This is a genomic window from Pseudomonas sp. 2024-210, assembly GCF_045062345.1.
Lineage (GTDB): Bacteria > Pseudomonadota > Gammaproteobacteria > Pseudomonadales > Pseudomonadaceae > Aquipseudomonas.
This window is the reverse complement of record NZ_JBJGEJ010000004.1, coordinates 159,361-172,974: the sequence shown is the minus strand read 5'-3', so window position 1 is coordinate 172,974 and position 13,614 is coordinate 159,361. Positions and strand designations below refer to the sequence as shown.

The 13,614-nt window shown below is 54.2% G+C and carries 15 protein-coding genes; 10 read left to right on the top strand and 5 right to left on the bottom strand.

All coding sequences use genetic code 11. The annotated features are described in order from the left end of the window. Window positions 1-99: 99 nt before the first annotated feature. Complete coding sequence (locus tag ACI7MX_RS07670; protein WP_405588211.1) at window positions 100-405, bottom strand: hypothetical protein; 306 nt, start codon at window positions 403-405, stop codon at window positions 100-102. Window positions 406-555: 150 nt separating this feature from the next. Here ACI7MX_RS07670 and ACI7MX_RS07665 point away from each other — a divergent pair, with 150 nt between their 5' ends. Next, window positions 556-756: a hypothetical protein gene (locus tag ACI7MX_RS07665; protein ID WP_314481962.1), complete on the top strand. Its 201-nt coding sequence runs from the start codon at window positions 556-558 to the stop codon at window positions 754-756. A 51-nt stretch (window positions 757-807) separates the two neighbouring features. Here the strand turns inward: ACI7MX_RS07665 and ACI7MX_RS07660 are convergent, their stop codons facing one another. Beyond that, the gene (locus ACI7MX_RS07660) at window positions 808-1,809 is read right to left on the bottom strand and encodes a LacI family DNA-binding transcriptional regulator (protein WP_405588208.1); all 1,002 of its coding nucleotides are present in this window, start codon (window positions 1,807-1,809) and stop codon (window positions 808-810) included. A gap of 405 nt (window positions 1,810-2,214) precedes the next feature. Between ACI7MX_RS07660 and ACI7MX_RS07655 the strand changes: the two genes are divergently transcribed. The 5 genes from ACI7MX_RS07655 (at window position 2,215) to lpxO (ending at window position 6,487) form a co-directional block, all read left to right on the top strand. Continuing rightward, window positions 2,215-3,294 (top strand): asparaginase, encoded by a 1,080-nt coding sequence (locus tag ACI7MX_RS07655; protein ID WP_314481958.1) that lies wholly within the window; start codon window positions 2,215-2,217, stop codon window positions 3,292-3,294. A 199-nt stretch (window positions 3,295-3,493) separates the two neighbouring features. After that, window positions 3,494-3,745 (top strand): DUF1654 domain-containing protein, encoded by a 252-nt coding sequence (locus ACI7MX_RS07650; RefSeq protein WP_314481956.1) that lies wholly within the window; start codon window positions 3,494-3,496, stop codon window positions 3,743-3,745. Window positions 3,746-3,749: 4 nt separating this feature from the next. Continuing rightward, window positions 3,750-4,439, top strand: a complete 690-nt coding sequence (locus ACI7MX_RS07645; protein ID WP_314481955.1) for an endonuclease I family protein — start codon at window positions 3,750-3,752, stop codon at window positions 4,437-4,439. Between the two features lie 153 nt (window positions 4,440-4,592). Next, entirely contained in the window at window positions 4,593-5,321 is a 729-nt protein-coding gene (locus ACI7MX_RS07640) for a GntR family transcriptional regulator (protein WP_314481953.1), read from the top strand. 266 nt (window positions 5,322-5,587) lie between these two features. Further along, a complete protein-coding gene (gene lpxO, locus ACI7MX_RS07635; protein WP_314481952.1) occupies window positions 5,588-6,487 on the top strand; it encodes a lipid A hydroxylase LpxO in 900 nt (299 codons plus the stop codon). Window positions 6,488-6,530: 43 nt separating this feature from the next. Here lpxO and copD read toward each other — a convergent pair whose 3' ends face one another. From copD to bkdR, 3 genes are all read right to left on the bottom strand, one after another. Beyond that, window positions 6,531-7,382: a copper homeostasis membrane protein CopD gene (copD, locus tag ACI7MX_RS07630; RefSeq protein WP_405588202.1), complete on the bottom strand. Its 852-nt coding sequence runs from the start codon at window positions 7,380-7,382 to the stop codon at window positions 6,531-6,533. Between the two features lie 4 nt (window positions 7,383-7,386). Then, window positions 7,387-7,761 (bottom strand): copper homeostasis periplasmic binding protein CopC, encoded by a 375-nt coding sequence (gene copC, locus ACI7MX_RS07625; protein ID WP_405588199.1) that lies wholly within the window; start codon window positions 7,759-7,761, stop codon window positions 7,387-7,389. A 78-nt stretch (window positions 7,762-7,839) separates the two neighbouring features. After that, window positions 7,840-8,328, bottom strand: a complete 489-nt coding sequence (gene bkdR / locus ACI7MX_RS07620) for a Bkd operon transcriptional regulator BkdR (protein ID WP_122782912.1) — start codon at window positions 8,326-8,328, stop codon at window positions 7,840-7,842. 203 nt (window positions 8,329-8,531) lie between these two features. Here bkdR and ACI7MX_RS07615 point away from each other — a divergent pair, with 203 nt between their 5' ends. From ACI7MX_RS07615 to lpdA, 4 genes are read left to right on the top strand one after another with little or no spacing between them, the layout of a single operon-like run. Next, the gene (locus ACI7MX_RS07615) at window positions 8,532-9,764 is read left to right on the top strand and encodes a 3-methyl-2-oxobutanoate dehydrogenase (2-methylpropanoyl-transferring) subunit alpha (protein ID WP_405588196.1); all 1,233 of its coding nucleotides are present in this window, start codon (window positions 8,532-8,534) and stop codon (window positions 9,762-9,764) included. A 4-nt stretch (window positions 9,765-9,768) separates the two neighbouring features. Then, on the top strand, window positions 9,769-10,824 hold the full coding sequence (locus ACI7MX_RS07610) for an alpha-ketoacid dehydrogenase subunit beta (protein ID WP_122782914.1): 1,056 nt from the start codon (window positions 9,769-9,771) through the stop codon (window positions 10,822-10,824). Continuing rightward, window positions 10,825-12,099 (top strand): dihydrolipoamide acetyltransferase family protein, encoded by a 1,275-nt coding sequence (locus ACI7MX_RS07605; RefSeq protein ID WP_405588193.1) that lies wholly within the window; start codon window positions 10,825-10,827, stop codon window positions 12,097-12,099. Window positions 12,100-12,101: 2 nt separating this feature from the next. Continuing rightward, window positions 12,102-13,490: a dihydrolipoyl dehydrogenase gene (gene lpdA / locus ACI7MX_RS07600; RefSeq protein ID WP_405588190.1), complete on the top strand. Its 1,389-nt coding sequence runs from the start codon at window positions 12,102-12,104 to the stop codon at window positions 13,488-13,490. Window positions 13,491-13,614: the final 124 nt, after the last annotated feature.

Here is a 13,614-nt window from a genome sequence, read left to right as displayed (position 1 = left end):
ACAGGCCGCCGGCAAAAAATGATTACCCGCGAAGGCTAGAGTTTGCTTGAGCTATAAAAACGTGCACGCCTCCATACATAACAAAATGTGTAACCAGCCTCAGTAAATATCAATGTAATCAAACGCCGGATTTGGCCAGTTATTCTTCAATGCATTGTAAATTTGCCTGACCCAAACACCATCACTTGCCGCAACTTTGCCAACGTAGCCTGAGCCGGCAGCCCAGGTTTCTAACCTGAACAACAGTCCGTCAATGTCAACGCCTCCCACGACGCCTGCAGAGAGGTAGGCCAAACCGGTTTTGGTGACGCGCAATTGCGTATGCATATCGTCACTGGCAGATGCCAACAGTTCACGCACGGCCTCCTCTGTAAGCGCCTCAGGTTTTTTCAAATCAATGTGCATGGCCGCCCTACCCTTAAAAAATATAAGTGTGATGCACCATAGCCGAGTGCGGAAGCTGCAATGCCAAACATGTGATTAAGTGTCGCCTCGTAATGGCGTCTTGCCAGGACTTTGCTAAAATCGTCGCTTGAACGGCCTCTTGAGATACCCATGACTACAGTCACCATCGATGCAAACATAAAAGCCAAATGGCTCCAAGGGCAGTGTTCTTATAGCCCAGGAAGCCCTGAAGAGCTGGCTATCATCGGGATTGACCTTTTAGTCAAAGAGCTTGGCACAGATGCGGCCCGGGCCTTTACCAATCAACTATTTGAAAAATACAAAGACACGACCTTGTCGACCTCAACGTGAACTTGATCCCGGTCGACAAGCTCGTACACCTGCGCCTTGTTTGCAAATCGTTCAACCCTGATAGGCTGCCGTCGATTCCCGCAGCACAATATTCGGCGTTACGATGCGCTGCTCCACTTCCCGCTCAGGTTCAGAAATACGCCGCAGTAATAACTGCGCAGCCATCTCACCCAATTGCAGAATCGATTGACCGACAGTGGATAACGCCGGATAGACATAACGGCTCATCTGCACGTCATCAAACCCGATAACTGAAAGATGGTCCGGCACTCGGATCTTGCATTCTGCCGCCGCACGCAAGACACCAATCCCCATCAAGTCGTTACACGCAAAAATGGCTGTAGGTCGATGACCTTCAAACAACTTGACCGCCGCCTGATAACCGCCAACACAGCTAAAATCACTCTCAAGCATCCAGTAATCTGGCACTTTAATACCTGCTTCAATCAATGCACGTTGGTACCCAGCCATGCGCAACTGGGCAACGCGGGTGATGGCAGGCCCCGTAATACAGGCAATTGCCCGATGCCCCAGATCAAGCAAATGACGAGTGGCCAGATACGCGCCCAGCTCATGATCGATACGCACGAGATCTGCATGAATGCCTTCCAGATTGCGGTCAACTATCACCATAGGGGTTCGCACACCCAGCAACCCACTCGCCAGCCCTACATCACCGCCGGCCGAGGCAACAACCAGACCGTCTACGCGCTTCTCCAATAGCACCCGCAGGTAGTTGCGCTGTTTGGCCGGGTTATCGTCGCAGTTGCACAAAATGACGCAATAATTATTGCGTTCGCAGTAATCCTCTATACCCCGCGCCAGCTCGGCGAAATAAGGATTCAGGCTATTGGCCACCAACAGTCCAATCGTGGCTGTAGTCTTTGCCTTCAGAGAACGTGCGACTGCGCTGGGTACATAATCAAGATGCGCAATGGCTTCCTCCACTTTCAAACGCACCGGTTCACTGACAGGGCGAGTCTTATTCAGTACATGAGAAACTGTCGTGTAGGAAATACCTGCCATTGCCGCTACATCTTTAATGGTTGCCATCGATTAATTCCATCGCCGTACCCGTTTACCGGGGTAAATATCCAGTCACCTCGTCAATATGACAGCCCCCCGACTGCACGGGAAGAACGCCCATACTGCCCAGTTCAACGCATGCTCTAAAACCGGCAGTGCACCGTCGCCCCACGAGTGCAAGCCCTGCACAGCAGAGCACCGGTCGACTCTCCGAACAAAGAGAACGACATTTGTTCGGAAATCCGGCTTTTCTCAAGCTAGATAATTCCCGTCTTGAAATTTTTGCTTTCAAATCATAGCGTTATGGAAACAATTAAATACTTACTGTATTGGCACAGTTAGTGCTCTCTTGTACACATCGTGTTGCCGAACAATGCAATGCGGCGCACAAGATGCCTTGCATCAACGTGGTCACCAATAAGAGAGAAAACAATGAAAGCATCGGTTTTGAAAACACTTGTTCCAGGCACTTTGGCTCTTCTCCTTTCCCTGCCCTTCGCCCACGCTCAAGAAGCCGCCAGCAAACCCAATGTGGTTATTCTGGCAACCGGCGGAACCATTGCAGGTGCAGGCGCGAGCGCTGCCAACAGCGCAACCTATACCGCCGCCAAAGTCGGTGTCGACCAACTGATTGCAGGCGTGCCCGAGTTGAGCCAACTGGCCAATGTACGCGGCGAGCAAGTGATGCAAATTGCATCCGAAAGCATTACCAACGAAAACCTGTTGCAGCTCGCTCGTCGTGTCGCCGAACTGGCTGACAGCAAAGATGTCGATGGCATCGTTATTACCCACGGTACTGACACGCTGGAAGAAACGGCTTACTTCCTGGACCTGGTTGAGAAAACCGATAAACCCATCATCGTTGTTGGCTCCATGCGTCCAGGCACTGCCATGTCAGCAGATGGCATGTTGAACCTATACAACGCTGTCGCTGTTGCCGGCAGCAAAGACGCTCGCGGTAAAGGCGTCTTGGTCACCATGAATGACGAAATCCAGTCCGGCCGCGATGTCAGCAAAACCATGAACATTAAGACTGAAGCGTTCAAAAGCCCGTGGGGGGCTTTGGGCATGGTCGTTGAAGGCAAGTCCTATTGGTTCCGTCTGCCCTCAAAGCGTCACACCATGAACTCTGAGTTCGACATCAAAAACATCAAAACCCTGCCGAACGTGGGTATTGCCTATTCGTATGGCAACGTTGACGACAGCGCCTATAAAGCACTGGCAAAAGATGGCGCCAAAGCCATCATCCACGTGGGTACGGGCAATGGTTCTGTGTCTTCGCGTGTAGTACCAACCCTTCAAGCCCTGCGTAAAGAGGGCGTGCAGATCATTCGGTCTTCGCACGTTAACAACGGCGGGTTCGTGCTGCGTAACGCAGAACAACCCGATGACCAAAATGACTGGGTGGTTGCTCATGACCTCAACCCCCAAAAAGCCCGAATTCTGGCAATGGTCGCCCTGACCCAAACCCAGGACAGCAAAGAGCTGCAACGTATATTCTGGGAATATTGATACCCCCACGCCGAGCGCTGCCCAGCGCTCGGTTTTCGACTGCTTGTTCTCCCGAATGAGCAGTTTTCACATTAGTTTCTAAGACTTGCGCACTAAAACAAAAAAACGCAGTCCCATCCGCAGCCTGAGTGGTTCAAACAGTTGCCAAATGAAGCGCAGTTAAATACTGTATGCACATACAGCAACCAAGGATCGCATCATGGCTAAAAAACCGGCGAAAGCGCCAGCCCTCCCAAGCCCCTATGAATTGTTCGGAGCGCGCATACAAAAAATTATCAGTTCACCGAAAGCCCAGAAAGACAAAATGGCCGTGCTCGAACGGCAAGAGGGTGACAACCCTGAGTTCTGGGAACGCCTGCTAGAGGAAATTTCTGAAAACGATAACGTCACGATCGCTCACCGCGATGATGGCGGGGTCAATGTTTTCTGGACCGTACCAGAGGAAGATTGAATCAATGAGGTTTTGTTTGCTGGCGTTAGTCAGCCTCTTTACCGTGTTAAGTGCTCAGGCCGCAGCCCCAAAAACATTCAGCGAAGCCAAAAAAGCGGCCTGGAAACTCTACGCACCGCAGTCCACCGAGTTTTATTGTGGCTGCAAATACACAGGCAACCGGGTCAACCTTAAAGCCTGTGGCTATGTCCCTCGTAAAAATGCCAACCGGGCAGCACGCATCGAGTGGGAACATATCGTTCCTGCCTGGCAAATTGGCCATCAACGTCAATGCTGGCAAAACGGTGGCCGAAAAAACTGCACCCGCAATGACCCTATTTACAAAGTAGCGGAAGCGGACCTTCATAACCTGGTCCCCAGCATCGGCGAGGTTAATGGTGATCGCAACAATTTCAGTTTTGGCTGGCTGCCTGCACAGTCGGGCCAATATGGCTCGTGCCTGACGCAAGTCGACTTCAAAGCCAAAAAGGTCATGCCCCGACCGTCTATTCGCGGCATGATTGCGCGCACCTACTTTTACATGAGCAAACGATATAATTTGCGCTTGTCCAAGCAAGACCGTCAGCTTTACGAAGCCTGGAACAAGACTTACCCGGTCCAGGCTTGGGAACGCCAACGCAACCAAACCGTCGCTTGCGTCATGGGTCGCGGTAATGAGTTCGTCGGCCCGGTCAACCTGAAAGCCTGTAGCTGAACACCCCTTCATTCGCCGCTTGGCGCCAGTCTTGAGCCTCTCAGTCATAAAGGCTCAAGACGCCCCTTCCAACTGAGCCCTGCCCCGCCCTGACAACGAAGTTTCGACGCTCATTTATTGCCGAACACCTAATGCTCGGCTATTACTCAGAGCATGATAAAACCCGCCCGCTCCAACGAAAAACAAAGCGCAATTGATGAACTTGTCCATCGTATTAAAAGTGGGCTGTTCGCCGACGGCCATCTGCTGCCCGGCGAAGCGCAGCTGTCGCAGGAATTGCAGGTCAGTACTGGCACATTGCGAGAAGCGCTGGCCGAGCTGGAAAGAAGAAAGTACATCGCGATGCAAACCGAGGGCGGAGCGATCGTCACTTATGACGGCTTCACCCTTGACCAAAGCAACGGCTGGACTCAAGCACTGGCTGATACGGGTGCACGAATTAACACCGAAGTGTTGCGACTTGAAGTCGTAGAACGCCCCGAACTGGCGCTGCAATTCGGCATTCGTCACTTCGTTGTCCTAGAGCGTCGGAGACGTCAGGAGGATGGCATCGCCATCTCTCTGGAGCGCTCACTCATGCCCGCCACCGGAGGCCTTGAGGGCCTGCCTCGAGTCGGCCTGATAGACAATTCATTAACAATTACGTTGGCGGCCTATGGCTTCGTTGCTGATCGCGGCGATCAGTGGATTAGCGCGCACCCGCTCAATGAGCAAGATGCAGCGTTACTTGAGCGCACACCAGGGACAGTTTTTATTAAGGCTTTGCGCACGACCTTCGATCGCCACAACCGTTTTATGGAGCAGGTCGAAAGCTGGCTGGACCCTCAACACTTTCGGATGTATCAATCTTTCGGAGCCAGGAAGGAAATCAACAGATTTTGATTTTTATAATAAAAACATCGACTTAGAAAAATAAAAAGCTTCCTTCTCACTTCGGTTCCACACGGGTTAGAACCTGCAACCCGACCAAAGACTGTAAGAAAAAATGTACAAAACTGTCAGGAAAAACTGGAAAATGCCGGAAGTGCTGTTTTAACCTTATCTCTTTGGCTACCCACCGAGCAGCATTGGCGCCCGACTCCAGCCACAGGATGTCGGGTTGACTGCGTGATTCCGGGTAGCGTTTTCTCTGACTTGTGACGTTAATCTTGAAACTCATCATTATTGCTATTTACGTTTGCTCCATTGCCTATGTCCACCTTCGAGGCAAAGTCCGCCACAAACTGGGACGTCAATTGAGCGACCATTCGACCTTTCTGGCCCCCATCAACTGCTTTCTCTACCTGTTTTCGAAGGTTCCGAGCCAGCCCTACTACAAACCCGCCGACTTTGCCCAATTGCAGCTTTTGCAGGATCACTGGCAAGAAATCCGTGAGGAAGCGCGCAACTTGATGCAAGCGGGTGAAATTAAACGCTCTGAGCAGCCGAATGATGTCGGCTTTAACTCATTTTTCAAAAGCGGCTGGAAGCGCTTCTACCTCAAATGGTACGGCGATAATCACCCTTCCGCGGTAGAGATGTGCCCGCGCACTACCGAACTGCTCAACAGCATCGGCACCATCAAAGCGGCCATGTTCGCCGAGCTGCCACCCGGCTCAAAACTGGTGCGCCATCGTGATCCTTATGCGGGCTCATTGCGCTATCACTTGGGCCTGGACACGCCCAATGATTCGGGCTGTTATATCAATGTCGACGGCGAAAACTACTCTTGGCGTGACGGCGAAGCGGTCATCTTTGACGAAACCTTTATCCACTACGCAGAAAACACTACCGATAAAAACCGCATCATCCTGTTCTGCGATGTGGAAAGACCTATGAAATTTCGTTGGGCCGCCTCTTTCAACCAATGGTTCAGCCGCACAGTCATGGCCTCGGCCAGCTCGCCTAATGATGCCAATGATAAAACGGGCAACCTGAACCGCGCCTTTACCAAACTGTATAAAATCCGCTTGCGCGGAAAAGAATTGAAAAAGCGCAATCGCACGCGCTACTACCTGGAAAAATGGGCCATTTTTGGCGGCCTGCTCGGATTGTTTCTACTGATCTAAGCCCATGCGGCGCTATGGCATAGCGACTGAGCCGCTTCAGTCGCTACTTGATCACTAAGGGGGGCAAAGTCCCCAGCAATGAAACAGCCGCAACCGCCATCAACCCCAATGACCACTCAAGCGTCACGCTGCGACGCAAAACAGTGAAACGACCCGCGCGACTCATCACCAGATTGAACAATGCCAGCAGCAGCATCACGCCCACCACGATGACTTTTATCAGCAAGATCAGGGCGAATCCCTCGAATAAAGGCGTTGGCCAGATTGCGCCGGTCAACACCCGGGTATTGATCAGGCCCGTCAGTATGATCCCTGCAACCAATACAAAACCCACGCTACTGAAGCGCCGCAAAACTTGATCCAAGTCTTGCCTGGCGGGGGGCACCAATACCCGCAATAAACCCAGCAAACCGCCCAACCACGCCCCGACGCAGACCAGGTGAATAAACTGATTGAGCATCAACAATTGTCCACGCCAACCTTCGAGCATCGCGCCATGCCCCACGGGCGCAAGGGTGGCCAAAAGCAACAGACCTAACAGATAACCCGTCCTGGAAGACGAACGAACCTGAAGGACGATGAGTAGCAATACATTAATCAATAAATGAGCAGCCCAGACCTGACCAAAAAACGTGCTGCCCAATACTAACCACACTGTCCCTACATTAAGGGCTTCAGGCCAACTGCCCGCCATGGAATGGGTTGCCAAGAGTAACCAGGCCAGAGCGCTGAACAATGCCAGCCATGCCAAGCCGCGCTTGATCCAGCCCTTGGTTCGGTCATAGGTACACGTCATCCGGCCGCGAGGCAGTAAGGGCCCAAAGACACAAAAACCGAACAGCAAGAGCACAGCGCTAAAATGCACAAATCGACAAACAACCATAGCGCTGAACATTAATTCATTGGCTCACTGTGAACGTGTATTGGCCTTGGCTTTTGTGAGTATCGACAGAGACCACGCTCCATTTGACGGTATAAAGACCGGGCGTTAAAGGCGCAGCTGGCGTCACAACCAGCACTTTTTTGTCGTCTTTTTCGGTAGCCACGCTACGCACCTTCAGCGAAGTGTTTTCGCGAACGAGCTCCACTTTGCTGAATGCTTGCTCAACCCCCTCACTGAATTGCAGTCGCAGTTCTTTTGCATGCGCAACGGCGGTATCGGCGGCAGGTGTCGAATGCTCCAGATGGGCATGAGCGAATGCTGATCCTGCACTGGCCATCAGCGCCAGCAACGCAGCGGTTCTGAAAACTCTTTTCAAAAAAACAACAGTCATGGTGCAGAGCCCTTAAGTAAAAGTGTGCGGGGATGATACTCGCCTACTTTACATGAGGCTCTTGAGCTGCAACCTGAATCATTCCTCCAGCACCAAGCCACCTGGCGGTAACGGCAAAGCCGTTTTATATCTGACTTGTTTGAGGGCAAAGCTGGAGCGAATGTTGGCAACGCCCGGCACCTTGGTCAAAAAATCCATCATGAAGCGCTCTAACGCCTGAATGCTGGGCACCAGTACCCGGATCAGGTAATCCGGGTCTCCCGCCATCAAGTAGCACTCCATGACTTCAGGACGGTCTGAAATCGCCGCCTCAAACTTATGCAGGGCTTCTTCTACCTGTTTCTCAAGACTGACATGAATAAACACATTCACATGCAGGCCCAACATATCCGCGTCCAACAACGTCACCTGCTCACGAATCAAACCATGCTCTTCCATCGCCTTGACGCGGTTAAAACACGGTGTGGGTGACAGATTGACCGAGCGGGCCAAGTCCGCATTGGTGATGCGAGCATTCTGCTGAAGACTGTTGAGAATCCCGATATCCGTCCGATCCAGCTTTCGCATGAGACAAAACCACCTGTTTTTTATGTTTATGCAGAATTCTTATCCTTAAACCGTTCAAAGCACAACGAACTACAGAAAAATATTCTTCACTGTCAGGAATATGATGGTTGTAGGACAGTTTTGAGAAACATCAGACAGATCCTGGATAGAACATTAGCTCCCGCGCCCTAATAAACACGACAAGATCGAGCGTAGAGAAAGCCATGAATGAATATGCACCGCTGCGTCTGCACGTTCCTGAACCCTCTGGCCGCCCAGGCTGCAAGACTGACTTCAGCTACCTGCGCCTGACCGATGCAGGTCAAGTCCGCAAACCCCCAATCGACGTAGAACCGGCTGATACTGCTGATCTTGCCAAAGGCCTGATTCGCGTGCTTGACGATCAAGGGCAAGCGCTTGGTCCATGGGCCGAAGGCGTATCATCCGAAGTGATGCGCGCAGGCATGCGTGCCATGCTTAAGACACGCATCTTCGACACTCGCATGGTCGTTGCCCAGCGCCAGAAAAAAATGTCTTTCTACATGCAAAGCCTGGGTGAAGAAGCCATTGGCACCGCTCAAGCGCTGGCCTTGAACATCGACGACATGTGTTTTCCCACCTACCGCCAACAAAGCATCTTGATGGCGCGTGACGTGCCGCTGGTGGATCTGATCTGCCAATTGCTGTCCAACGAGCGCGATCCGCTCAAGGGGCGTCAATTGCCGATCATGTACTCGGTACGCGATTACGGCTTTTTTAGTATTTCCGGAAATCTGGCGACTCAATTCGTTCAAGCTGTTGGCTGGGGCATGGCGTCAGCCATTAAGGGTGACACTAAAATCGCTTCAGCCTGGATAGGCGACGGCGCAACCGCCGAGTCCGATTTCCATACTGCCCTCACTTTTGCCCATGTCTATCGCGCGCCGGTCATTCTGAACGTGGTCAATAATCAATGGGCCATATCGACGTTCCAGGCCATTGCGGGTGGGGAATCAACTACTTTTGCCGGCCGAGGTGTTGGCTGTGGCATCGCCTCGCTGCGGGTCGACGGCAATGACTTTGTCGCAGTCTATGCCGCCTCCGTGTGGGCCGCAGAGCGTGCCCGCCGCAACCTCGGCCCCACCCTCATTGAGTGGGTCACGTATCGCGCAGGGCCCCACTCAACGTCTGACGACCCATCCAAGTACCGTCCTGCCGATGACTGGAGTCACTTCCCGCTGGGCGATCCTATTCTGCGGTTAAAACAGCATCTCATTGCTACAGGTCATTGGTCCGAAGAGGAGCATGCCGCGGTCAGCGCCGAGCTTGAGGCTGAAATCATAGGTGCTCAAAAAGAAGCCGAGCGCTTTGGCACGTTGGCAGGCGGTCAAATGCCAAGCGCGGCGACCATTTTTGAGGACGTGTACAAAGAGATGCCCGAGCACTTGCGCCGGCAACGTCAGGAATTGGGGTTATAACCAGATGAACGACAACAATAAAATTCAAATGGAGAACGCCGTGAGCACCAGCACCATGACGATGATCCAGGCCCTGCGCTCGGCTATGGATGTGATGCTTGAGCGCGATGACAACGTGGTGGTGTTTGGTCAGGACGTGGGCTATTTCGGGGGCGTGTTCCGCTGTACCGAAGGCCTGCAAGCCAAATACGGCAGTTCACGGGTGTTTGACGCCCCCATCTCCGAAAGCGGCATCGTCGGGGCTGCGGTTGGCATGGGTGCATACGGCCTGCGACCTGTCGCCGAAATCCAGTTTGCCGATTACTTCTACCCGGCTTCCGACCAGATCGTTTCTGAAGCCGCACGCCTGCGCTATCGCTCGGCAGGTGAGTTTATTGCACCCATGACCCTGCGCATGCCATGCGGTGGCGGCATCTACGGTGGCCAAACCCATAGTCAAAGCCCCGAAGCAATGTTCACTCAGGTCTGCGGTCTGCGCACCGTGATGCCCTCCAACCCATATGACGCCAAAGGGCTGTTGATTGCAGCCATTGAAAATGATGACCCAGTGATCTTCCTTGAACCCAAACGCCTGTACAACGGCCCGTTTGATGGTCATCACGAACGTCCGGTCACGCCTTGGGCGAAACACCCTGCCAGTGCCGTGCCCGATGGTTACTACACCGTGCCGCTGGATTGCGCCGCGATTGTGCGCCCGGGCACTGAAGTCACCATCCTCACCTACGGTACCACTGTGTATGTGGCTCAGGTCGCTGCTGAAGAAACCGGCATTGACGCTGAAGTGATTGATTTGCGCAGCCTGTGGCCACTTGATCTGGATGCGATTGTGACCTCCGTCAAAAAAACCCGTCGCTGCGTTGTCGTGCACGAAGCTACCCGCACCTGCGGTTTTGGCGCCGAGCTTATCGCGCTGGTCCAAGAGCACTGCTTCCACTACCTGGAAGCGCCGATTGAGCGTGTTACCGGCTGGGATACGCCCTATCCACACGCTCAGGAATGGGCCTACTTCCCGGGCCCGGCGCGGGTTGGTGCGGCTTTGCAACGGGTTATGGAGGTTTAAATGGGTACGCACGTCATCAAAATGCCGGACATCGGTGAAGGCATTGCACAGGTCGAATTGGTGGAATGGTTTGTCAAAGTCGGCGATATGGTCAGCGAAGATCAGGTGGTTGCCGATGTGATGACCGATAAGGCGACCGTGGACATCCCCTCCCCCGTGGCCGGGAAAGTACTGGCCCTGGGTGGACAGCCCGGCGAAGTCATGGCGGTCGGCAGCGAGTTGATTCGGATTGAAGTTGAAGGCGCTGGCAACCTGCGCGAAAGTTCTCCGCCGCTCGCAGAACCTATTCCTGAGCCCCCAAAAACGGCGCCTCAAGCTCGCATCGAAGGGGCGGCTGTCTCAGCCCCGGCAATCAAGTCTGCCCCTGCCCAACGCCCAGCACCTGTAGCCAGGGAAGCGAACGAACGACCCCTGGCTTCTCCGGCAGTCAGAAAGCGCGCATGGGATGCGGGTATCGAGCTGCGTTTTGTCGTAGGCAGCGGCCCGTCAGGTCGAGTGCTGCATGACGACCTTGAGCTGTATCTGGCTCAGGACAACCGCTCACCGTCAGCACCCGCCAGCGGCTATGCCAAACGCACCGACGAGGAGCAAATCCCGGTTATCGGTCTGCGGCGTAAAATCGCCCAACGCATGCAGGATGCCAAACGGCGCGCCGCGCATTTTAGCTATGTCGAAGAAGTTGACGTGACCGCACTTGAAGAGCTGCGCGCACAACTCAATCACAAATGGGGCGAGAGCCGGGGCAAGTTGACTCTCTTGCCGTTTTTAGTCCGGGCCATGGTCGTGGCCTTGCGCGACTTTCCGCAGATCAACGTGCGCTACGACGACGAAGCGCAAGTCATCACCCGCTTTGGTGCGGCCCATATTGGCGTTGCGGCGCAAAGCGTTAACGGCTTGATGGTGCCAGTGGTGCGCCATGCAGAAACGCTGAGCTTATGGGCGGCATCCGATGAAATCGCGCGTCTGGCTAACGCCGTACGTTCCGGCAAAGCCACGCGAGAGGAACTGACGGGGTCCACCATCACCCTGACCAGCCTGGGTGCACTGGGCGGCATTGTCAGCACGCCAGTGGTCAACCTGCCTGAAGTCGCCATTGTGGGTGTCAATCGCATCGTGGAGCGCCCAATGGTGGTCAAAGGCCAGATCGTGATTCGAAAAATGATGAACCTCTCCAGTTCGTTCGACCATCGTGTGGTAGACGGCATGGACGCGGCGCAATTTATCCAGGCCATGCGTGGCTTGCTCGAACAACCTGCCACCTTGTTTTTGGAGTGACCATGCAGCCCACTCAACACACCACGCTGCTGATTATCGGCGGCGGTCCCGGCGGTTATGTGGCCGCCATTCGTGCAGGGCAGCTGGGCATCCCGACGGTCTTGATTGAAGGCCAGTCGCTGGGCGGCACGTGCCTCAATGTCGGCTGCATCCCCTCCAAGGCGCTGATTCATGTCGCCGAACAGTTTCACACCACGCAGCGCTACAGCACCGGCACCTCGCCACTGGGCATCAAGACACAGTCGCCGACGCTCGATATTGGCCAAAGCGTGCAATGGAAGAACAGCATTGTCGACCGCCTGACCACAGGCGTTGGCGCCCTGCTAAAAAAGCATGGGGTCAGGGTTATTCAGGGCTGGGCCACCGTGCTGGATGGCAAAGCCGTAGAAGTCGAAGGTCAGCGCATCGAGTGCGAGCACTTGCTGCTGGCCACCGGCTCTCAGACTGTCGAACTGCCAATCCTGCCTCTGGGCGGTGCGATCATTTCATCTACAGAAGCCTTGCAGCCCACTGCGATTCCTAGGCGTCTGACGGTTGTAGGCGCGGGCTATATCGGTTTGGAGCTGGGAATCGCCTATCGCAAACTGGGCGCAGAAGTCACTGTAGTTGAGGCTCGTGACCGTATCTTGCCGACCTACGATAAAGAACTGACGCTACCCGTGGCCGAATCCCTTAAGGCATTGGGGATCACACTGTATCTGGAGCACAGCGTCGAGGGGTTTCAGGCCAGCACCCAGACTTTGTCAATGCGTAATCGCTTGGGCGAGAGCCAAACGCTGGAAACGGATCAGGTATTGGTAGCCGTTGGCCGACGCCCACGAACACAAGGCTTCAACCTCGAAACGTTAGCGCTCGACATGAACGGCCCGGCGATTCGCATCGATGGCCGTTGCCAGACCAGCATGCGCAACGTGTGGGCCATTGGCGACCTGACTGGGGAGCCAATGCTGGCACACCGAGCCATGGCCCAAGGCGAAATGGTTGCCGAAATAATTGCGGGCAAACATCGCGAGTTCAATCCCGGCGCCATTGCGGCCGTGTGTTTTACCGACCCGGAAATCGTCGTGGTTGGCAAAAGCCCGGTCGATGCCGAGGCGGCAGGTCTGGATTTCATTAGCGCCAGCTTTCCGTTCGCAGCCAATGGACGGGCCATGACCCTGGAATCCAAAACCGGATTCGTCAGGGTGGTGGCACGGCGAGACAACCACCTGATTGTCGGTTGGCAGGCTGTAGGCGCCGGGGTTTCCGAACTTTCGGCCGCGTTCGCTCAGTCACTGGAAATGGGCGCGTGCCTGGAAGACATAGCCGGCACCATTCACGCTCATCCAACCTTGGGCGAGGCCGTACAAGAAGCCGCGTTGCGGGCTCTGGGGCATGCTCTACATCTGTAAATGTTTACTCTGTCCTGTGAGGGTCAGCAATGTCCGATTCTCACAGGGTTTGCTACCTCACGCAGCAAGCAACACTGGGCGTGAAGACCCAAGACCAGTAGAATCGCGCTCTTTTTTCCAGGGC

Excerpts from the sequence above, each read along its gene's own strand:
- ACI7MX_RS07615 (WP_405588196.1), top strand. The coding sequence starts at position 8,532 with ATGAATGAATATGCACCGCTGCGTCTGCACGTTCCTGAACCCTCTGGC.
- ACI7MX_RS07655 (WP_314481958.1), top strand. The coding sequence starts at position 2,215 with ATGAAAGCATCGGTTTTGAAAACACTTGTTCCAGGCACTTTGGCTCTT.
- ACI7MX_RS07605 (WP_405588193.1), top strand. The coding sequence starts at position 10,825 with ATGGGTACGCACGTCATCAAAATGCCGGACATCGGTGAAGGCATTGCA.
- copD (WP_405588202.1), bottom strand. The coding sequence starts at position 7,382 with ATGTTCAGCGCTATGGTTGTTTGTCGATTTGTGCATTTTAGCGCTGTG.
- ACI7MX_RS07670 (WP_405588211.1), bottom strand. The coding sequence starts at position 405 with ATGCACATTGATTTGAAAAAACCTGAGGCGCTTACAGAGGAGGCCGTG.
- ACI7MX_RS07660 (WP_405588208.1), bottom strand. The coding sequence starts at position 1,809 with ATGGCAACCATTAAAGATGTAGCGGCAATGGCAGGTATTTCCTACACG.
- lpdA (WP_405588190.1), top strand. The coding sequence starts at position 12,102 with ATGCAGCCCACTCAACACACCACGCTGCTGATTATCGGCGGCGGTCCC.
- ACI7MX_RS07665 (WP_314481962.1), top strand. The coding sequence starts at position 556 with ATGACTACAGTCACCATCGATGCAAACATAAAAGCCAAATGGCTCCAA.
- copC (WP_405588199.1), bottom strand. The coding sequence starts at position 7,761 with ATGACTGTTGTTTTTTTGAAAAGAGTTTTCAGAACCGCTGCGTTGCTG.
- ACI7MX_RS07640 (WP_314481953.1), top strand. The coding sequence starts at position 4,593 with ATGATAAAACCCGCCCGCTCCAACGAAAAACAAAGCGCAATTGATGAA.
- ACI7MX_RS07645 (WP_314481955.1), top strand. The coding sequence starts at position 3,750 with ATGAGGTTTTGTTTGCTGGCGTTAGTCAGCCTCTTTACCGTGTTAAGT.
- bkdR (WP_122782912.1), bottom strand. The coding sequence starts at position 8,328 with ATGCGAAAGCTGGATCGGACGGATATCGGGATTCTCAACAGTCTTCAG.
- ACI7MX_RS07610 (WP_122782914.1), top strand. The coding sequence starts at position 9,769 with ATGAACGACAACAATAAAATTCAAATGGAGAACGCCGTGAGCACCAGC.
- ACI7MX_RS07650 (WP_314481956.1), top strand. The coding sequence starts at position 3,494 with ATGGCTAAAAAACCGGCGAAAGCGCCAGCCCTCCCAAGCCCCTATGAA.